Consider the following 18,680-nt stretch of genomic DNA (forward strand, 5'->3'; position numbering starts at 1 on the left):
ATACTATCCTCTAAAAAGCAGGCAAAATTCAATCATATTGTTAAAATTCATAAACAAGTAAAGGGAAATACCAAATTTAGGTATTTATGCGCCTAAATATGATAATCTAAATCGAAAAAAGTTCACTTTTTCAGTGCCTTCGGACAGTAAAAGTGTCCCACTAACTTGGGACACTTTTACTGTCCCCAATGTCCCCCCTGTCATCACCATATACAAAATTGCTTTTGGTAACCATTTCATGTTAACTAAACTACCCCAATAGTACAAAAACTTCAAAAAACCATTGATTCCTTCTTGGATCAAAGATTTTTAGTGTATTAATAATTAACTAATCCAAGTCATTTTTACTTCTTTGGATTTCCATTTATTATCTTTATAATGAACTACAACTTCTACTCCAACAGCCCCATCACCAGAACGATACTTGGAACCTTCAAAAAGGATATTGTTGTTTACCTTATATTCAACTTTTTCAATTCTTAGAAGTACGCCATCTAAAACCAGAGTATCTGGATTATATAATCCTTTATCTTTCAGTTGTTCAAGAGTAGCATCCATTACTTCAACTTTATATTTTTCCTTAAAGTAGCTTAAAATTACTTCCTTATCACTTTCATCTACTCTATCAAAATTACTCATATCAATTGCTATATATTTCATATCACTACTTAATGCCTTATCCTGTTCCATAATGGAGTCTAGTGCAATACTATATATTTCTCCTAAATGTTCCTTTGGATCTGTTCCATTATTACAAGCAGAAAGCAATAGCGATAAGACAAACAGAATACTAAAATATTTAAACTTCAAATTTCCCCCTCCTTTACATTATAGACGAGTAAATTCATAATTCCGTTACAATACAACTTGTTATTGTAAGGGACATTGGGGACAGTCTTTCTGTCCCACTAACTTGGGACACTTTTACTGGCCCAATGTCCCAATAAATAAAGGTCTCCTGTGTTAAATCCTCAGCAATTTGGTAGTCCTTCACCATAAATAAAATGTATTTATAAATGAGTTCTACATACTTTTCAAACCAAGTTTCAATCACATTCCAACACCACCTTTAAAACATTAGACACAAAAAGTGCCTGATCGGTCACAGAATTCATATATTTAATTTTCATTGTTTGTATATAAGTTCAAGAATTAAAAAAACCATCAGTTGATGGCTTCGTGACTATAGTTATTTTCTCTACAAATACTGTTACATTCAAAAAAGGTTGTCTCTCTTTTTCTTTGATTAAAGCCTCCGTTAATTCAATAGAAGACCACTCGCTTTATGTTTACCCGTTCTGTTAAATATATTATTAAACTATTAAACAGAAATCCTAATCCTGTTCAGGATTTAAAAGCTTTTCGAGTTTCATTTCTAAATTTTCAATTCGGATTTGCTGTTTCCAAAAAACAGTTACGATTACAGTTAAAAGGAAAGTAACAAATATAATTAAGCCCCAAATATTACTTAAGATAAAACCACCTAAGAAAAATATTCCAATCAGCACAACAATAAAACAACCTAGAAAAGCAGCAATAAAGTCTCTCAAATTAAATACCTCCCTCATAAATTTTCATATTAAACAGTTTTCAACTAACCTGCGCAATTAGTTTAATAACTTTGACAAAAAAAGACATTAATCCTTCTTGGTGTACTGCCTTCGTTAGTGAAATAGTAACTACTTTCTCTTTCTTATCAATAAATAGAGAATAAAGCCACTAAAAGTAAATATAATTGTACCAACTAACACTTTTACCATTGAGACACCTATTGCTAATGTATCTTCTGTTGTCTTTTTTATCTCATTAACTGTCCACCAATTATCTATTGAAGATTCATATATTGCAAAATAAAGCCAAAATAAAAAAACAAAAAAGGTAAAAAAGAAAACACCAAATTTTCTATACACTGACTTTCCCCTTTTTAAGATTTGACATTTCAATAAAGGATAACATGTTTATTGAACTAACCTCCCTTAGTTGAAGAACGTTGACAAAAAGGAATTAACCCCTTCTTGGATTAACGCCTCCTACTCATAATCATTTTCTTCCAAGCTAGCTCTAATAAACACCCTTTAATTAGGCATCTCCTACATAAATGAATTGAAACTTCATGTCATTATCAAATGTCATATAAATTATTTCTGACCTATCATGTGTTGGATTATAGATAAAATAACTAATATCTATGCTATCTGGACCTTTTATAAAGTTTCCGATATACATGAAATTTGAAGCCCATTCAATTGGAAATGGTGTATTATTTTTCGGGACATCAAATTTTCCCATCTTTAACCTCAAATTTCACATCATATTCCCTCTTTAACTCATCAAATTTACCTTTTGAAATAAGTCGCATTATTATCCTTGCTTCACGATCAGCTACCTGTAAAGATTGTCTATAGTTAATGTCTGGAACAAGTTTATATACTTCAATCTCTTCTTTCAATCTCTCAATTTCTTTTTGTTGCTCCTTAATTTTCTTTTGTTGCTCTCCAAACTGGTTCTCGTATTTGGTAGTTAATTGATTTATTTCATCTTTTTCTGAGCATCCTCCAACAATGAATAAGATAAAAATAAATACACCTAGTTTTTTCATCTAAAATCACACCCAAAAAGTAGAATCCATAATCTTCTTCAACTAACCCTATACTTCAATAAGAAATGGGCATTCTCCTTCTTGAAGAATTGCCTGCGTTAGTTGAAGAAGAACAATCTTTTAAATGAAATTCAATTAAATCTTGTTAGTCAGGATATTTTGAAGTGGTATACTCCACACCTTCTTCATCAACTATAATTCGTTGTCCGATTTTTTTAAATTCTAATTTCATCCCTTCTATTGTAAAGTAATACCTATCTCCTTTTGTTGTAATTTTAAAATCTTTGTAGACTTTCTCCAGAGGTGCGTTCATAGGATAATCATCATGTTTAAATAACTTATCAATACTAGTTTCCATAGCTTGATTGTTTGTTATAACCATCTTGTCTCGGTTAAAAAGATTGCTAATAATCACCAATTCTCCATCATTCACCATAATCCTCTGTCCACTTTTATTACTAAATCCACCATCTCCAAAGTCGCTGGGCTTTGCTTCATATTGAATAACATCTTCTGAACATGCTGTTACTAACAAAAAAATAAACACAATACCAGTAAATAATAGACACTTATTATTCATCGCTACCCCTCCTATTTTTTGAATAGTCAGCCTATTAATCTTAATACGGTTTAACAATGAAATAGGTTCCAAATTTTAATTTAATTTCCATATTTACTTATCCATACAGATAGGTTGGGACATTGGGGACAGTCTTTCTGTCCCACTAACTTGGGACACTTTTACTGTCCCCAATGTCTTCCTCTATTTATTATTTAGTAGGTTCGGATATAACCCGACATCGATCTAAAAGAGCCGACAGCATTAAGCTATCGGCTTATTCATCTCCGTTACAATCCTATAAATCTTTCTCGGTCGTCCCCGTTTTCCTATTGGTTCCTCATAAACCGATTCTAGAAGTCCCATCTTTTCTAAGTCATTTAAAATTCGTCGTGTGTTCCGATCTGTATTTTTTAATAGATTTGTGATCTGGTCGCTTCCGAATTGTTCAATTTGCTTTAGTTTTACATATCGATAGATTTTTAATGGCGTGGTAGTTGAATATTTATGCTTTTTTAAAGTTTCCTGCCAAAACCTTGGCAAGGTATCGAAACTTTTCTCTCGACTCAAAATGTCCAGCAGGTTTTTATTTTCATCTATGTAAATCATCTTAGATCCTGCTCGCTGTTTCCCTTCATCACATGCAATATTTGAATTCATTTTTGCCTCATACACCGTATAACCTGTGCCAACCCCAATGTTCATTTCTGCATTTGTGGAAAGTTGGATTCCACGAATCGTTTGAAGTATTGACTCGTCAGCAAGTGATAATTCGAAATCGCCATGTGTTGTGTAAATGTATATACGACCACTCTCTTTTCTTAAACTTCCATTTAACTTTTCAGTGAGCTCTAATAACTCACGTTCTAGTTCTAAACTTTGTTTGTGCTTTTCATATATCGAGTACTGCTCGTTTTTTTCCACTACATCAATACCGATAATCGTAACCTTAGAGTTTTGATTTAATTGTGAATGAGCTCTCGTAACCAATAAGTCTAACTCTTTTTGAATAGCAAGTTCGGAAGAAACTAAACGATAACAAGGAATATTTCGTTTCGTCAGTTCTAAATACACGGATAAATAACCCGTTATAGCGACTTCAGCATTTCCTAATCTATGTTGTTCTATATGAAAATCAACAATTTCATCAGAGGATTTAGTATATTCATATGGAGATAAGGAAATCAGACAATCATCAATGGAAAATTCGGATAGTAATTGTTGAACGATTTTTTTATCAATCGTATCTAAACTAATCTTTGAGACGAATTGACCTCTTTCCTTAACAATTCGTAGAAAGGTTCCAAGAAAACTAATTCCATGAAGTGGTGGAAAGCTTCCATCGTTTTCATCGATTAATTGATGTCTAATCGCATAATCGTAAGGATACTGGCCTGAGAAAATCCATTGATCTACTTTTGTTTTATGTTCTATTAATATGTTTTTTAATTCACCATAATTGTCATAACAAAAACCGATCAATTCAATCCGATTGTCTTTTGCTGCGACTTCTTTTATTTTTTCTAATGAATCCGCTGCTCCAATTGCACCAATTTTAACTTTCATCTTCCTTTACTCTCCTTTACATTTTCAATTTTGCTTCTGTTTGTAAAGGGTGAACAAACAGTAAGATGATTGACTTCGTGAATGAAAATGACACCCGCATGTTATATATAAGGCGGGTGTCATCTCCTAAATGGAGGTCGAACCTCCCTTCAATTATTTCAAAGTAATTTCATCCACATAAAACATTTCATTTAAATTCGGGTTATATTGAATACGATCGTTGACTCCGTAAACTGAATCCATTTGATATAAGTAGATGTACGGACGATCTTCTGCAATCAATTCTTGTGCTTTCATATATTGTTGTGCGCGTTCTTCTAAGTTCATGTTTTTCTCAGCTTCTTGAAGTAAACTTTCTACTTCCGGATTGTTGTAATCAGTTTCTCCAGCTGCTTTTTCAAACTTTAGACGATCTAACGCAAGTGAGGCATCAAACATAGAGTTTCCGTAAGCAATCATGAAAATATCACCAAACGATTTGCCTTGATATTTCTCGCTAAAGCTACTCCATTCTAAAAACTCAAGTTTAACTGTAATACCGACTTCAGCAAGCATCGCAGTCATTAATTCTGCTGCTTCTTTATCTTTTAAATAACGTCCGCTTGGAGATGACATTGTGACTGTTAAACCATCTTCATATCCAGCTTCTTTAAGTAGTTCACGAGCACGTTCTTGGTCATATAAGGAAACACCATAAAGGCTTTCGTTTGCTCCAACATTACCAGGCGTAACACGAGTTCTTGTTACAGTTCCCATACCTTGTAATAGTGTATCGACAATGATTTTCTTATCAATCGCTAAATCAATTGCTTCACGAACTTTTGGATCAGCAGTTGGGCCATTGCCACCTGTTCGAAGAGCTAATAGCATTACACGTTGTGAAGGGGATTTTACAATTGATACACCATCAGTTGAATCAATTCTTTGGATATCTGTAGGTGGAATATTCACCGCAATATCAACACCACCTGTGATCACTTCAGATACACGAGTCGAATCTTCTGGAATAGAACGGAAGACTACCTCATCCCATTTTGGTGTTCCGCCAAAATAATCTTCATTTTTCTCTAGGACGACACGGTCATCTTTTTTCCATTCTTTAAATTTGTATGGACCTGATCCTATTGGTTTTTGTAAAAATGTATCCCAACCATTCTCTTCAATATAGTTCTTTGGTAAAATTCCTGAACCAATACGAGAAATACGGTTTAAAAGTGCTGGTTCTGGATTTTCAGTGACAATATCAAATTCTAGTTCACTTTTAACGACTACTTCTTTAATTTGTTTATAACTACCATGTTCAAGTAAAGTGTTGTCTTTTGCTGCGCGTTCAAGGGAAAACTTTACGTCCTCTGCAGTTAATGGGGAACCATCATGGAATGTAATCCCTTCTTTTAGTTTAAACGACCAAGTAGTATCGTCGATGTTTTCAAAACTCTCAACTAATACTCCTTCAAATCCATTTCCTGTATTTCTAACTAAGTAGTCAAACATATTAACGTGGATCGCTTCTGTACTCGTATTGTTGTGATTATGGATATCAAATGAAACCATATCATTCCCGTTAGCAATGACTAATACCTTTTTCTCGCTTTGTTGGTCTGTTGTTTTCCCGTTTTCAGATGTTGATGTTGATGTACCTTCACTATTGTTGCTACACGCTGATAGTACTAATAGAAAAGCCATAATTAGAATTAAGTATGTCTTTTTCATATCTATTCCCCCTTTTACTCATTTAAAAATTTGTATGATAAACTACTAAATAACGTCATGCCATAGCGAATCGCTTGTTCATCAATATTAAACTTCGGATGATGAATGGAGTAATCGGTTTGTTCACTAGATCTTGTACCAAGTCTGAAGAATAAAGATGGAACAAGTTCTGAGAAATAGGCAAAGTCCTCGCCTCCCATTGAAGGAGTTAACCAATGCATAGATTCTTCGCCGAACAGTTCGGTTACTAGCTCACCGAATTCATTTTTCGCATCCTCATTTGTACTCATTGAAGGTGTAACCCTTTGATAATCTAAATGCGCCTGTCCACCAAATGACTCTGCAATGCCTTTAGCGATTTTCTCCATTGACTCTGGGACTTGGTTTCTAACATCCGGATCTAATGTTCGTACCGTTCCATTCACTGTGACAGTACTTGGTAATATATTTCCTTTTGTTCCCCCTACGATTTGACCAAAACTTAAAACTACTGGCTTTAGTGGATCTACTTGTCTACTAACGATTTGCTGCATTGCAACTAATACTTGGGCAGTAATCATCACTGCGTCTACGGCTTTATGAGGGTGCGCTGCATGCCCACCTTTTCCTTCTATGACAAGTTCAAAAATATCAACTGCTGCACAATCATATGTTGATTTTGCTAGAGAGAATTCGCCTACATCTATAATAGGCGCAACATGTAAGCCAATAAGAAAATCTACTTTTGGATTTTCTAACACGCCATCATCAATCATTGCTTTTGCACCTTGGCCGATCTCCTCAGCTGGTTGGAATATTAGTTTTAACGTTCCCTTTTCAAGACCTAGCTCACTAAAAACCTTTGCAACCCCTAATAGATTCGAAGTATGAACGTCGTGTCCACAAGTGTGTGCAACACCATCATTGATACTTTTATACGATTCTGATATTTCATCATTCATCGGAAGGGCATCCATGTCTGCTCTAAGCCCAATTACCTTACCTGGTTTTTTCCCCTTTAATAAACCAACAACCCCGGTACCGCCAACACCTTCTTGAACCTCGTAGCCCCACTCTCTTAAGTAGTTTGCGACAATACTAGATGTTCGTTTTTCCTCAAATGATAGTTCTGGATGCTGTCTTAAATCTCTACGAATTTCAATGACCTTTTCTAAATTTCGTAAAATCGCTTCGTTAATATCGGGGTATTTACTTTCTACGTTTTTGAATGCCTCGCTTTGTGTTAATTGCATGATTTTACTACTCCTTTACTTGCTAGTTTTTTTTCAAATCGCACAATAAGGTCCGCAACTTGTTCAATATGTTTATAAAAGTCTTGCACACGAATGTTTTCATTTGGTGCATGGTTATTTGATGCGTAGTGACCAACACCAAAGGAAACAGATGGGATACCGAAACGCTGGCATAAATCATACATTGGCCCTGTTCCTGGTGTATTTGGTACGATATTTGGAGACATTTCTTCGCTTTCAGTTACTGTTTCAATCACTGCCTCTACGATTGTTTCAGTTGGATGAGTTCTTGCTGCTTGAACACCGGACATTTCTTTAATCTTTATATCCTGGAACCCTTGATTATCTAAATGTTCTCGTAACAGTTTTAAAATTCGTTCTGGATCTTGTCCTGGTACCAATCGAAAATCTAATTTTGCAAATGCATGGTTAGGTAGTACTGTTTTTGAACCCTCTCCTGTATATCCGGAGTTAATTCCACAAATGTTGCATGTTGGTTCAAACAAATGCTTCTTTTTTAAATTTAATCCTGTTAAATTATTCACAAATTGAGAGATTCCAAGATGCTCTTTATTCGCCTCTTCGTCAAATAAATACTGGGAAAGAAATTCAATTTCTTCATTTGTTGGCTCAATCACGTCATCATAAAATCCTGGAATTAAAACTTTATCGTTTTGATCCTTTAAGCTAGTTAATGCAAAAAGAAGTCTCCATGCAGGACTTTCTATAATAGATGCGTTAGCAGAATGAAGGTCCGTATTTGCTCCTTCAGCAGAAAGTTCAACATAAAGCATCCCCTTTACGCCAAGTGAAACTTGTAGGCGACCATCCACATCGCGATAGCCAAACTCCCAAACATTGCCATCAGATTGAATTTTATCTGTATGATTCTCAGCGAACTCTGAAAGGTGAATACTTCCAATCTCTTCTTCCCCTTCAAAAATAAACTTTACGTTGATTGGAAGCTTCGGATTTTGTTGTTTCAACGCATGTATCGCTGCAAGCCTCGCGATTAGATTCCCCTTGTTATCAGCAATGCCGCGCGCATAAATTTTTCCATCCTTTTCAGTCGCTTCAAAAGGTGGTGAATTCCATAACTCAATTGGATCTTCAGGTTGTACATCATAGTGATTATAAAAACTAATCGTATAAGGTGAATCAGACTTTATATGTGAATAAGCAACTGGATATCCACTTGTTTCAATAAATTCAACTTCCTCTTTTATATAAGTATCAAATAAATGTTGAAGAAATTTTTTGCTTTCTTCCATCCCTCTGTTCTGCGCTGCTACACTCGGAACTGCACAAAAATCAATGAGCCATTGTTTATAAAGGTCACGATTTTCATTGATGATTTCATTAATAGTTTTCCCCACTCCTGAATACCCCCTGTTTTCGGAAATTTGCCAAAATTATTTCCTTAATGATAAACAATAGAAAAATACTAGTCAAGTAACTTTCTAATTATTTGGAATTGTTAGAAAATGTTTTTCTAGTCTTATACTTTTTTTGAATTTATAATCTAGCACTCTAACTTTCTTAATTGACTGATAACTTAAAATAGATTAATATGCATCTAAATAATAAACGGGCTTATATTTTATTTAGATATGGGAGATGAAAGAATGATTAATGAAACCGTTTCAGAAAAAATCGTCGTTAGTGAACAAGTGAATAGTCTATTTAATGTACTAACTTCTAACCCTCAAGTGAAGAAAGCACTTTCCTTTCTGAAAGATGATAATGACAATACGACTGAAGAACAAATCGAACTGACAGCAATTGAGGCACCAACATTTTTGGAAGAAACAAAAGGCAAGCTTTACAAGAAAAAACTTGAAGAGCTTGGCATTCAGGATATTACCGTAGATGAAGTAGGAAATGTTTTCGGAATTAGACCAGGAAGTGGTGACGGTCCAAAATTAGTAGTATGTGCCCACCTAGACACAGTGTTTCCTCTAGGAACAGATGTTGTTGCAAAGAGAAAAGATGGAAAAGTATATGCTCCTGGAATTTCTGATGACGGTAGAGGCTTAGCTGTTGTACTTTCGCTTACGAGAGCTTTAAATGAGGCTAATTTACAAACAGTTGGCGATTTGATTATAGGTGCAACAGTTGGCGAAGAAGGTCTAGGAGACTTACGCGGCGTTAAGACTTTATTTAATAATAGAAACGATATTGACGGGTTTATTTCCATTGAACCTGGTGAGCCAAGCCGAATTACTTATTTAGGCACGGGCAGCAAACGATATAAAGTCACGTATCAAGGACCAGGTGGCCATAGCTTCGGTGCATTTGGAACACCAAACCCTGTTCATGCAATGGGTAGAGCAATTGGGAAAATCGCAGATATAGAAACACCAGCCAATCCAAAAACTACTTTTAATGTAGGCGTGATTGAAGGTGGAACATCCATCAATACCATTTCTGAAAAAGCTGAGATGTTCATTGATCTACGTTCAAACTCTCAAGAAGAGTTAAAATTGTTGGAAGATAAAGTATTAACTATTATCAAACAAGCAAAAGATGAAGAAAATCTTCGCTGGAATCGATCCGATGATATCACTGTGACTATTGAACAAGTTGGAGATCGCCCTGCTGGTTCCCAAAGCCCAGATGCAATCATTGTGCAAGCTGCTGCAGCTGCCGCATCCACTCTTGGATTTGAGCCGGATTCAAATCCAGCATCAAGTACCGATTCAAATATTCCGATTTCTTTAGGAATCCCAGCCGTAACCCTTGGCGGTGGTGGCGATTTTGGAGGAATTCATACGTTAAATGAATATTTTGACCCTAAGGATGCTTATTATGGGGTGCAGAATTTACTTTTAACAGTATTGGGGCTTGTTGGATTAGAGGATGTTTCGGAGCCATTGCTAGCAAAAAGAGCGAGTTTATAGTATTTAGGGAATACAGCAAAGTTACAAATTAAAACCTCGATTTAATTCGAGGTTTTATTATTCTTTTTCAATTTCACGCTTTACATCATATGAAAGCACCTTCTTCCCCCCAACAAATTCATCATAGACTGCAGATTTTTTCCTATTGTTGTTTCTTACTTCTTTTTATTAGAAATAAACGAATCGAACAAGCTGCCCAAATAATGATTAAGAAATAAAAAATAACTATTTCAGTTGTCTCCATTACCAAAAAAGGATTTGTGGCATTCTTAAATGAAGTTTTTAAGTCAAATCCTAAAAGTATGTCCATACCAATTGAAAAACCAATTAATAATCCTGACATCAAAATTGAAATACCGAAGATTTTCAATTGTTTATCACGCTCCATAAGCGAATATTTCCCTTTTCCAATTCAATTACGAATACCTTTGCTTTGTATCATGGTACGAGGTCCTGGAGGATGTGGCTTCTGATTTTCCCCTTGCCCAACCTTATTTCGGCCGGTAATCATCTTTGGTCTTTTCTTGTAACCCCAAAGTGGCCTTCGGACAACGGTATCCCCTGCTTCTTCTCTAATGGACGGTGCTAGGGGTGTCATATAGGGAACACCGAATGAACGTAAGCTGGTTAAGTGAACAATCACGATGATAAACGCTAAAATCATTCCATAAAAGCCGAATGTTGCTGCGCAGAACATAAAAATAAATCTAACCAATCGAGCAGAAATTGCAATTGCATAGGAAGGGGTTGCGAAACTGGCAATCGCAGTGATGGAGACGACAATGACCATGACAGGTGAAACAATACCTGCCTGAATCGCTGCTTGCCCAATAACAAGCGCTCCTACGATGGATATCGTAGAACCTATCACTTTTGGCATTCGGATACCTGCTTCTCTTAAAATTTCAAATGTTATTTCCATAATGAGTGCTTCGACAAATGCAGGAAAAGGAACAGATTCCCGCTGAGCCGCAACAATGACAGCCAGTTTTGTTGGAATCATCTCCTGGTGAAAGGTGGTCGCAGCGATGTAGATTGCAGGCCCAACAAGGGATATAAAGAAGATGACAATACGTAATAAACGAATGGCTGTTGAGATATCAAAACGTTCATAGTAATCCTCAACCGATTGAAAAAAGTCAATAAATAAGGCTGGGACCATCAGCACAAAAGGAGTCCCATTTACGAATATGGCAATCCTTCCTTCAAGAAGATTACCTGCCACTGCATCGGGCCTCTCAGTATGATGTATAGTTGGGAAAGTGGTATTTGTCTGATCTTCAATCAGCTGTTCTATAAAACCGGATTCTAGGATACCATCGATGTCAATTTTTTTTAATCGTCTACGTACTTCTTCGATGATTTCATTCCTAGCTATGCCATTTATATACATAATGGAAACATCTGTTTTTGTCATTTTGCCAATTTTCATGGATTCGATCCACAAATCTGGTGTATTGATTATCCGACGTACCATGGCAATATTGGTCTCGATTGATTCAGTAAACGCTTCTTTCGACCCGCGAATCGAGACATTAGTAGTCGATTCTTGAATGGAACGTCTCTCCCCACCTTGGGTACTGACACTTAGTGCTTCGGTTATTCCCTCGATAAATATGATCGTATTACCTGATATCAATTCTGTGAAAAGTTCGTCCCAGTCACTTAATTTTTTTATCCCACCGACAGCAACAATTTCGGCAATCGTATCGATTACCCCTTGTTGAGCTATCTGATCTTGGTGTGAGTGATTATTATTCATGGCTTCAATCAAAAAGTCGTTAACAGTTTGACTGTCCACCAACCCTTTAATATATACAATGGCCGTTTTAACCTTAGGATCTTGACCGAGTTTAACCGGCCTGATGACAATATCTGTACTATTTCCAGTTCTTTGTTTAATGACTTCCAGATTCAAGGACAATGAGGTATCGATGTTATTCGGTAATTTATCAATAGTTTCAATTGGACTGTTTTCCTGTTGATTGTTACTATTCTTCTTTTGCTTTTTCCGTTTTAAAAATGAAAACATTGCACCAATACCTTTCGTTTCTATTCATCAAATATATTTCCATTAAACTACCCTTTTATTCAAGATTTTCTATCAAACAATATAGATATTGAATTAAAGAACAGTGTAGTATTTAATAAGAAAAATTGAACAGTTAGCCGAAAAAATCAAATCATTGCAAACGTTACGGCTTGTCTTTTTTATTGAGCTGTTTTCCTATATTGCTAAGATTTATTTAAATTAATGAATTAGAAAGTGGAGAAAGACGTATAGGGGTCTTTGGCAAGCATCGTTACAAACTAGGTGCCCCAAAATTTAGAAAGATAAATAAATATCTCATACAGCTCAAGCAAAATTCTCATAAATTTAATTATTTCTATCACCACTGTATCGTTTTGTTTAAGTACTACAAAAAAGTTGTCCATACAGCTGCTTAGGTATTGACTTGGCTGAATTAAATAAATCTAAAGAAGAAAATGAACCTTTATTAGTAAGCTAATGGGGCTGATAGTGTGAAAACGGGGAAGCGAAAACTGGTCTGCAAAAATAACAGTTATGCAAGCTGATGACAAGGAAATACCAAAATTTGTACTATAGTATCAAGGTGAAGACCTCGAAAGCGTAGGAGGTAGTGAAATAAATTATAAAATTGAAGATCACACAAGTTCTTTAAGTGGAACTGGAACATTAACAAATGGTGGAGTTTTAGAAAGCAAAGGAAATAGCAATTGTTGTGGTTGTGCTTTTGTTACAGAATATACTGAAATAGAATTAACAGTAGAATGGGATGACAAAACAGAAACTATACTCTAAAAGCTCAATAAGGCATAATTATTCAACAAACGGTGGCCTTTCTTCAATAAGGTCCCTATTTTTCACAGAAATCCCTAAGTCTATTAAAACGACAAAAATCCCTAATATTTATTGAATACAGGGATTTCTTACAAATTCAAATATCTCCGTGAACTGATATTCTTCCTTTTGCTCATAATATTCCTTTAAAGGAACACTCTATAATCAAAATAAACTTCTATAGGTTGGAGGCTGTCAGAATGAAGGTTTTATCAATGATCCAGCCGTGGGCAAGCCTTTTTGTCCTTAGAGAGGCAACATATGAAACAAGGTCATGGAGAACGAATTATCGGGGGCCACTTGCCATTCACACAAGTAAAAAATTTGATAAAGACGTCTCTAACCATATAGCCATAAAGTCGTTGCTTGGTAAGCACGGATACACACCAGAGAATCTTCCAACTGGCCAGATTATTGCTGTATGCAAACTTGTAGATTGTTTGAAGGTAACTGAAAACAATGAGACATGGGCAATTCTGGAGGATGGTCGAATCGTATCAGGGAATGACTATTTTATGGGCAACTTTATAGTGGGAGGTTATGCTTGGGTAGTTGAGGATATGCAAATATTGGATGAATTTATTCCAGCAAAGGGAAAGCTAGGATTATGGGAGCATGTTTTAATTTTATAGGAGCTGATACATTACACACGATGCGCTGAATCAGCTCCTTCAGGAACCCACATTTCACGCACAAAATCTTCTAGCTTCTTTATTTTTTTAGACATCCTAACGCTCCTTTACACATAAAATTCTACTCTATATAGCTTATCCATAATGTAATATTCATTCTTCTTGAACCATCCTGCCCCGTTCAATAACTTCAACAAAAAAAACATTAACCCTTCTTGGATCAACGCCTTGGTTCAAGATTATTATTTTGAAAATAAGGATTCTATTTTCTAGTTTGCAATTAATGTTCACCATAAATAAACTTAACTATATATTCAAAATCCTGTATTGATAATGTCTCTTGATCCTTATCATACCAGTAAAAAAGCCCATCCGCGATTGCAGGGAGTGGATATCGTAACATAACAGTTGATTTATCTGTTTCGATATACTCAGAGTATATTTTTTTCTTGAATATTTTTTGAGTTGTTTCACGCATAAATGGGAGATGACCTTTTATGGTGTCCACAAATAAAATTGGCATTTGTAAGGCTTCAAATCGTTCAACATATTGTAGAGTTGAAACAGTTTCAAAATAATCATCATCAATCATAATGAATGAATACTTCGCTTTCAAATCGTCATCTTTTAGTATATCATTCACATTTATCGATTCATATTCTACATTTTCAAAATCGAATTGTGTCACATTACCAACAACCTCAACTCGAACAGTTTCCACACTTTCTAATGATATTGTTTTTGAACACCCACTTATAAACAATACAAGAAATACAAATAAAAAAGATTTGTAAAAATTCATTTATATAATTCCCCCATTGGTTAGTTCATTTACATTCAATATCTTCAAACAAAAGATGTTAATCCTTCTTGGATTAACGCCTACGTTTATTTATTGATTCCACAAACCGCCCCATTACTTCAATAAGAAAAGTAATTTCTCTTTAAATTATGCCTTGCTAGCATAATTAGAAACTATTTACTGCTTTTACTATCTTTAAAGAATAAGTGTAAGAAAAATCGTTTATATTGGAAATCTTATTTGTATTTCTCACTTTTCAATTGGAAAACGTAATAAAAGCCAATTAAAAATAATACTTCGAGTAATAATAAAGTACCCATTATAGTAGTTGCAAACATGTTAAAATAAGCACTGATACCTGCTAAAATGAATAGCAACATAATAATGTTTATAAGATTAAATAACCACACTTTATTCTTTTTACTATGTAAATCTTTCAATAGTTCGGAGATAATGGCAAATATTATAAACATACCTGCAACAATAAACAGAAGCCCACCATAAGCTAAAATAACCTCAAGGGAAGTTGAGAAAGGCAACATTATCGGAGAATTACCTGTTATATTTAATAAGAAAATGATAAAACTGTGGGCAATCATGATAATGATATAAGGTCTAACCTTTAGCAGTCTTTGATTTGTTCTTCCCAATTCGGTTATCCCAAAAAATAACGATATATAACCAATTATATTGGTTATATAATAAGTCGCTCCGATATCCAGAAAACTTAAATTTGTTTTGAAGAAAACAAATATTAGTCCTACGAAAATATTTATCATTTATCACTTCCCCCTCCTTTTGAGTTAGTTCATATTTATAATTAGAATTGGCAAACCTTCGTACATTAACCTGTCCCGGTAGTTGAATAAGAAAGCTGCTCAATTGACGTTATTCTTCTCTTTTATTTCTTTAAGTAATGATATGATCTCTTTGTTTTGTTCAATTTGAATTTCACTATTTACTCGAATAATTCGAACCCATCTTAATAGTAATGCTACAATTAGTATCGGTATTAGCGTAAACAATACATCAATTATAGCTGCTTGATTACCAGAAAAATTCACTTACAATATCCTCCCATTATTCCAGTAGTTAACCAAAAGTACAATTAAGATAATTTACATTTTCCCTTCTTTAATCCATGTCCAAATTCGATAACTTCCAAATACGGAGACAAAGAGAAGCATGAGCATCATGATTACCGATGTTGACAAACTATTTATTTCTTCTAAGCCTTTTGCATTCAATGCGACAAAAGTTGAGTAGCCGATTAACATTAAATAACAAATCACATTAGGAATAATCCAAATGACTCTTAATTTCGTATTTTTCACGTTAAGCCCCCCCTAAATTCCTAATCGCTATACTTATCAATCGTATGTCTTAAAATAGGATAAAAAATTGCGATGATCATATAAGCAGTAAAGATAGCTGATAGGCTAAGCCACTCGTTTTTATTAATTTCTCCATCAAAAATATCATGCGTATTCATGTGTAGAATTGCTAAAATTGCGCTTGAAAAAATACTAAACAGACTATATCTCAATAGACTACTTTTAATCTTCTTCTCACGAATATACCAATGAAATCTAGCAACGATTAATACCATCGCAATGAATAATAAAAAGTACTTCATATATCCCCCTATAGAAACCGAATGCAAATTACTCAAACTATTATTCTTTAATTTCAAACTCCGCTCCAAGAACAAATTTATCTTCATTTACAAAGAAGGATTTGGTGATTCGATAGTTGCCTTCTGTAAATTGATAGTACAAATGATCAAGGGGTACTTCCTGATCGAAACTTGAATTAGCTTCTATCCCCAGGGCAATATCCTCAAATGCAAGTCTTTTGTACGGAATTTGATACCACTTTCCATTTATCAACTTTTCCACATAGAGAGATGTTCCATAACCAACAGCTGTTGTACCAGTATTCGCAATGCTTAATGTTATTTCGTTCACTTGGCTTGAGTATTCTTTTTTATCGGTAGTAACCTGAATGATTGTTTGTTCTTCAATAAATGTACTCGGTAAATCTCCATACTCAGATTTTACTAATGATTCATCTCCCGATTTGCCGGAACAAGCGGAAATAATCATTGCCAAACCAATTAAGGAAACAAGGATAATTCTTAACTTCATCATCTTCCCCCCTATAAGACTATTAAAAAAGAACGGAATTTTTGCTTTGACAGGGACATTGGGGACAGGAAAAGTGTCCCATTAGAAAACTATTTCATTTCCTCAGCTAACTCCAAAATAATTCCCTCTGGACCACGCATGAAGCATAATTTATAAATATCTTCATTTTGTTGTATTTCACTAAAAGTCTCGATCCCCTTCGTTTTTAGTTTTGCAACAACAGCTTCTATATCTTCAACAGCAAATGCAATATGTCAGATTCGCGGCGTGTTTGCAAAGTTTTGTTGGTGAACATCTTCATTTGTTGGGGAAATAAATTTGATGAGCTCTATCCATGTTTGTCCTTCTGGCATACCCAATCCAACACATGAAACTCTAACGTCTTTTAGTCCAACCGCATACCCCATCAAATCTCCTTCCATTTCCCATTCCCTTTTACTTCTAGTCCAAACTCGAGAAAAAACTCTTTTGCAGCCGGAAGATCATTTACGATTACACCAACATGATCGATTTTTTGAAATTTCAATTTATATACCTCCAATGCTCGTGTTATCTTGCTAAATAAATTCGCTTATTTCAGAAAAATCTCATGGATACATTATTCCCAAATTAATAAAAAATGGGCATTTCTCTTTCATTAAGAAACACCCTATTGCCTATTGTAAAAGTAAGTTGAATTATTATGGTCACGATTTAACTAGACGTCTTCTTAAATAACTGCCAAAATAGGAAGCAACAAACATGAGTAAAAAGGCCAATAAACTTGCTGACCAAATGTGAACATAGAAAAATAATATTCCAATTATTTTAGATGAAATATTAACCAACGGTAAGAAATACATTTGCGTAGCTAATCCAAATAGGTTTGGCCAAGTATGACCTAATATTATACTTTGATACATGATTAGTAAGAGAACTAGAAATGCAGGTAGATTGATAATGATGGCCGTCTTTAATGGTGTTTTTTCAAACTTACTAGTTATAAATCCGACCAATATCCAAAAAATAAGAAATACAATTCCAATTATTTCAAACGGCAATACACGATCTTGATTTTCCATTAACCATGTATTCATTTGTAAGCCTATCACAAAGGGAATAAATCCGATTAAGATTAAAACCAATTTCTTCATGATATCAAACCTCCTATTCTAAATAGTTATCTACTATTATTATAGATAAATAAAAACTTTATGTTCATTACATATAGGATATCCTTCCAGTTATGATAATTATAAAATTTGAGAACATACTATTTAGTTAAAGAAGGTTTGATCTTTGTTTGATTTATTATATAAATCAATTCTTTCAGATACACTTTCTTTTTTACCTGTATCCTGCCACTCCACCATCATGTATATGTTGCTTATTTCATTAAACGTAATGGGTACTCCATTTTCGTTAATATAAGTTCCGCCATCTATAGATCCCGTCCAGTTATCTACAATATCAATATCACCACCAGTTATATAACCAGCATGAACAACTCTATCTTTATTGTTAAAAACAATGTGAGTTTCGAAATGAAAACCTGAATTATTCATACCTCGAACATAAATCAGGGTTTTAGGCCAAAAACGATTAGATTCCCGATCCCTTTGAAAGAATCATGATTATTTTTCTTCTGAAAAGCATCTTTCTAGAATGAGGAGCGGAAAAATGCTTGT

Annotated in this window: 25 protein-coding genes; 2 read left to right on the forward strand and 23 right to left on the reverse strand. The window is 34.5% G+C overall.

The window, feature by feature from the left end:
• Positions 1-324: 324 nt before the first annotated feature.
• The 11 genes from ACOQFO_RS11605 to ACOQFO_RS11655 form a co-directional block, all read right to left on the reverse strand.
• Complete coding sequence (locus ACOQFO_RS11605) at positions 325-810, reverse strand: peptide ABC transporter substrate-binding protein (protein ID WP_421689825.1); 486 nt, start codon at positions 808-810, stop codon at positions 325-327.
• A gap of 34 nt (positions 811-844) precedes the next feature.
• Complete coding sequence (locus tag ACOQFO_RS11610; RefSeq protein WP_421689826.1) at positions 845-1,054, reverse strand: RNA polymerase sigma factor; 210 nt, start codon at positions 1,052-1,054, stop codon at positions 845-847.
• Positions 1,055-1,334: 280 nt separating this feature from the next.
• Positions 1,335-1,550 carry a hypothetical protein gene (locus tag ACOQFO_RS11615; protein ID WP_421689827.1) on the reverse strand — a complete coding sequence of 72 codons (216 nt, stop codon included), beginning with the start codon at positions 1,548-1,550 and terminating at the stop codon, positions 1,335-1,337.
• 129 nt (positions 1,551-1,679) lie between these two features.
• The gene (locus ACOQFO_RS11620) at positions 1,680-1,910 is read right to left on the reverse strand and encodes a hypothetical protein (RefSeq protein WP_421689828.1); all 231 of its coding nucleotides are present in this window, start codon (positions 1,908-1,910) and stop codon (positions 1,680-1,682) included.
• Positions 1,911-2,079: 169 nt separating this feature from the next.
• Positions 2,080-2,289 (reverse strand): hypothetical protein, encoded by a 210-nt coding sequence (locus tag ACOQFO_RS11625; RefSeq protein WP_421689829.1) that lies wholly within the window; start codon positions 2,287-2,289, stop codon positions 2,080-2,082.
• Positions 2,276-2,599, reverse strand: coding sequence for a hypothetical protein (locus ACOQFO_RS11630; RefSeq protein WP_421689830.1), 324 nt, complete (start codon positions 2,597-2,599; stop codon positions 2,276-2,278). The genes ACOQFO_RS11625 and ACOQFO_RS11630 overlap by 14 nt, the downstream gene beginning before the upstream one ends.
• 145 nt (positions 2,600-2,744) lie before the next feature.
• Positions 2,745-3,179, reverse strand: a complete 435-nt coding sequence (locus ACOQFO_RS11635) for a hypothetical protein (RefSeq protein WP_421689831.1) — start codon at positions 3,177-3,179, stop codon at positions 2,745-2,747.
• Between the two features lie 243 nt (positions 3,180-3,422).
• Positions 3,423-4,724: a hypothetical protein gene (locus tag ACOQFO_RS11640; protein WP_421689832.1), complete on the reverse strand. Its 1,302-nt coding sequence runs from the start codon at positions 4,722-4,724 to the stop codon at positions 3,423-3,425.
• Between the two features lie 153 nt (positions 4,725-4,877).
• Positions 4,878-6,437 (reverse strand): ABC transporter substrate-binding protein, encoded by a 1,560-nt coding sequence (locus tag ACOQFO_RS11645; RefSeq protein WP_421689833.1) that lies wholly within the window; start codon positions 6,435-6,437, stop codon positions 4,878-4,880.
• Between the two features lie 14 nt (positions 6,438-6,451).
• Positions 6,452-7,669, reverse strand: coding sequence for a M20 metallopeptidase family protein (locus ACOQFO_RS11650; RefSeq protein ID WP_421689834.1), 1,218 nt, complete (start codon positions 7,667-7,669; stop codon positions 6,452-6,454).
• A complete protein-coding gene (locus ACOQFO_RS11655) occupies positions 7,660-9,045 on the reverse strand; it encodes a M20/M25/M40 family metallo-hydrolase (protein WP_421689835.1) in 1,386 nt (461 codons plus the stop codon). Before ACOQFO_RS11655 ends, ACOQFO_RS11650 begins: the two co-directional genes overlap by 10 nt.
• A 249-nt stretch (positions 9,046-9,294) precedes the next feature.
• On the opposite strand from ACOQFO_RS11655, the gene ACOQFO_RS11660 reads away from it, so the two are divergent.
• The gene (locus tag ACOQFO_RS11660; RefSeq protein ID WP_421689836.1) at positions 9,295-10,569 is read left to right on the forward strand and encodes a M20/M25/M40 family metallo-hydrolase; all 1,275 of its coding nucleotides are present in this window, start codon (positions 9,295-9,297) and stop codon (positions 10,567-10,569) included.
• 142 nt (positions 10,570-10,711) lie between these two features.
• Here the strand turns inward: ACOQFO_RS11660 and ACOQFO_RS11665 are convergent, their stop codons facing one another.
• Both ACOQFO_RS11665 and ACOQFO_RS11670 read right to left on the reverse strand, forming a co-directional pair.
• Positions 10,712-10,957: a hypothetical protein gene (locus ACOQFO_RS11665; RefSeq protein ID WP_421689837.1), complete on the reverse strand. Its 246-nt coding sequence runs from the start codon at positions 10,955-10,957 to the stop codon at positions 10,712-10,714.
• 24 nt (positions 10,958-10,981) lie between these two features.
• The gene (locus ACOQFO_RS11670; protein WP_421689838.1) at positions 10,982-12,601 is read right to left on the reverse strand and encodes a spore germination protein; all 1,620 of its coding nucleotides are present in this window, start codon (positions 12,599-12,601) and stop codon (positions 10,982-10,984) included.
• A 1,031-nt stretch (positions 12,602-13,632) separates the two neighbouring features.
• On the opposite strand from ACOQFO_RS11670, the gene ACOQFO_RS11675 reads away from it, so the two are divergent.
• Positions 13,633-14,064 (forward strand): ASCH domain-containing protein, encoded by a 432-nt coding sequence (locus ACOQFO_RS11675; protein WP_421689839.1) that lies wholly within the window; start codon positions 13,633-13,635, stop codon positions 14,062-14,064.
• Between the two features lie 280 nt (positions 14,065-14,344).
• On the opposite strand, the gene ACOQFO_RS11680 is transcribed toward ACOQFO_RS11675, so the two are convergent.
• The 10 genes from ACOQFO_RS11680 to ACOQFO_RS11725 all read right to left on the reverse strand — a co-directional run bounded on the left by ACOQFO_RS11680 (position 14,345) and on the right by ACOQFO_RS11725 (position 18,557).
• Positions 14,345-14,866, reverse strand: coding sequence for a hypothetical protein (locus ACOQFO_RS11680; protein WP_421689840.1), 522 nt, complete (start codon positions 14,864-14,866; stop codon positions 14,345-14,347).
• Between the two features lie 236 nt (positions 14,867-15,102).
• Complete coding sequence (locus ACOQFO_RS11685; protein ID WP_421689841.1) at positions 15,103-15,645, reverse strand: hypothetical protein; 543 nt, start codon at positions 15,643-15,645, stop codon at positions 15,103-15,105.
• A 99-nt stretch (positions 15,646-15,744) separates the two neighbouring features.
• Complete coding sequence (locus ACOQFO_RS11690) at positions 15,745-15,930, reverse strand: hypothetical protein (RefSeq protein WP_421689842.1); 186 nt, start codon at positions 15,928-15,930, stop codon at positions 15,745-15,747.
• Positions 15,931-15,984: 54 nt separating this feature from the next.
• A complete protein-coding gene (locus ACOQFO_RS11695; protein WP_421689843.1) occupies positions 15,985-16,200 on the reverse strand; it encodes a hypothetical protein in 216 nt (71 codons plus the stop codon).
• Positions 16,201-16,220: 20 nt separating this feature from the next.
• Entirely contained in the window at positions 16,221-16,502 is a 282-nt protein-coding gene (locus tag ACOQFO_RS11700) for a hypothetical protein (protein ID WP_421689844.1), read from the reverse strand.
• Between the two features lie 40 nt (positions 16,503-16,542).
• The gene (locus tag ACOQFO_RS11705; RefSeq protein ID WP_421689845.1) at positions 16,543-17,013 is read right to left on the reverse strand and encodes an immunoglobulin-like domain-containing protein; all 471 of its coding nucleotides are present in this window, start codon (positions 17,011-17,013) and stop codon (positions 16,543-16,545) included.
• 254 nt (positions 17,014-17,267) lie between these two features.
• Complete coding sequence (locus tag ACOQFO_RS11710; protein ID WP_421689846.1) at positions 17,268-17,435, reverse strand: hypothetical protein; 168 nt, start codon at positions 17,433-17,435, stop codon at positions 17,268-17,270.
• Positions 17,420-17,539 (reverse strand): VOC family protein, encoded by a 120-nt coding sequence (locus ACOQFO_RS11715; RefSeq protein ID WP_421689847.1) that lies wholly within the window; start codon positions 17,537-17,539, stop codon positions 17,420-17,422. The genes ACOQFO_RS11710 and ACOQFO_RS11715 overlap by 16 nt, the downstream gene beginning before the upstream one ends.
• Positions 17,540-17,699: 160 nt before the next feature.
• Positions 17,700-18,146 carry a hypothetical protein gene (locus tag ACOQFO_RS11720; RefSeq protein ID WP_421689848.1) on the reverse strand — a complete coding sequence of 149 codons (447 nt, stop codon included), beginning with the start codon at positions 18,144-18,146 and terminating at the stop codon, positions 17,700-17,702.
• Between the two features lie 123 nt (positions 18,147-18,269).
• Positions 18,270-18,557 carry a hypothetical protein gene (locus ACOQFO_RS11725; protein ID WP_421689849.1) on the reverse strand — a complete coding sequence of 96 codons (288 nt, stop codon included), beginning with the start codon at positions 18,555-18,557 and terminating at the stop codon, positions 18,270-18,272.
• Between the last annotated feature and the right edge of the window lie 123 nt (positions 18,558-18,680).

The organism is Ureibacillus sp. MALMAid1270 (assembly GCF_049202975.1).
Lineage (GTDB): Bacteria > Bacillota > Bacilli > Bacillales_A > Planococcaceae > Ureibacillus.

What these genes read in the sequence shown, in the direction of transcription:
- ACOQFO_RS11625 (WP_421689829.1), bottom strand. Translation starts at nt 2,289, where the DNA reads ATGGGAAAATTTGATGTCCCGAAAAATAATACACCATTTCCAATTGAA.
- ACOQFO_RS11630 (WP_421689830.1), bottom strand. Translation starts at nt 2,599, where the DNA reads ATGAAAAAACTAGGTGTATTTATTTTTATCTTATTCATTGTTGGAGGA.
- ACOQFO_RS11635 (WP_421689831.1), bottom strand. Translation starts at nt 3,179, where the DNA reads ATGAATAATAAGTGTCTATTATTTACTGGTATTGTGTTTATTTTTTTG.
- ACOQFO_RS11640 (WP_421689832.1), bottom strand. Translation starts at nt 4,724, where the DNA reads ATGAAAGTTAAAATTGGTGCAATTGGAGCAGCGGATTCATTAGAAAAA.
- ACOQFO_RS11645 (WP_421689833.1), bottom strand. Translation starts at nt 6,437, where the DNA reads ATGAAAAAGACATACTTAATTCTAATTATGGCTTTTCTATTAGTACTA.
- ACOQFO_RS11650 (WP_421689834.1), bottom strand. Translation starts at nt 7,669, where the DNA reads ATGCAATTAACACAAAGCGAGGCATTCAAAAACGTAGAAAGTAAATAC.
- ACOQFO_RS11660 (WP_421689836.1), top strand. Translation starts at nt 9,295, where the DNA reads ATGATTAATGAAACCGTTTCAGAAAAAATCGTCGTTAGTGAACAAGTG.
- ACOQFO_RS11665 (WP_421689837.1), bottom strand. Translation starts at nt 10,957, where the DNA reads ATGGAGCGTGATAAACAATTGAAAATCTTCGGTATTTCAATTTTGATG.
- ACOQFO_RS11670 (WP_421689838.1), bottom strand. Translation starts at nt 12,601, where the DNA reads ATGTTTTCATTTTTAAAACGGAAAAAGCAAAAGAAGAATAGTAACAAT.
- ACOQFO_RS11675 (WP_421689839.1), top strand. Translation starts at nt 13,633, where the DNA reads ATGAAGGTTTTATCAATGATCCAGCCGTGGGCAAGCCTTTTTGTCCTT.
- ACOQFO_RS11680 (WP_421689840.1), bottom strand. Translation starts at nt 14,866, where the DNA reads ATGAATTTTTACAAATCTTTTTTATTTGTATTTCTTGTATTGTTTATA.
- ACOQFO_RS11685 (WP_421689841.1), bottom strand. Translation starts at nt 15,645, where the DNA reads ATGATAAATATTTTCGTAGGACTAATATTTGTTTTCTTCAAAACAAAT.
- ACOQFO_RS11700 (WP_421689844.1), bottom strand. Translation starts at nt 16,502, where the DNA reads ATGAAGTACTTTTTATTATTCATTGCGATGGTATTAATCGTTGCTAGA.
- ACOQFO_RS11705 (WP_421689845.1), bottom strand. Translation starts at nt 17,013, where the DNA reads ATGAAGTTAAGAATTATCCTTGTTTCCTTAATTGGTTTGGCAATGATT.
- ACOQFO_RS11710 (WP_421689846.1), bottom strand. Translation starts at nt 17,435, where the DNA reads ATGGAAGGAGATTTGATGGGGTATGCGGTTGGACTAAAAGACGTTAGA.
- ACOQFO_RS11720 (WP_421689848.1), bottom strand. Translation starts at nt 18,146, where the DNA reads ATGAAGAAATTGGTTTTAATCTTAATCGGATTTATTCCCTTTGTGATA.
- ACOQFO_RS11725 (WP_421689849.1), bottom strand. Translation starts at nt 18,557, where the DNA reads ATGAATAATTCAGGTTTTCATTTCGAAACTCACATTGTTTTTAACAAT.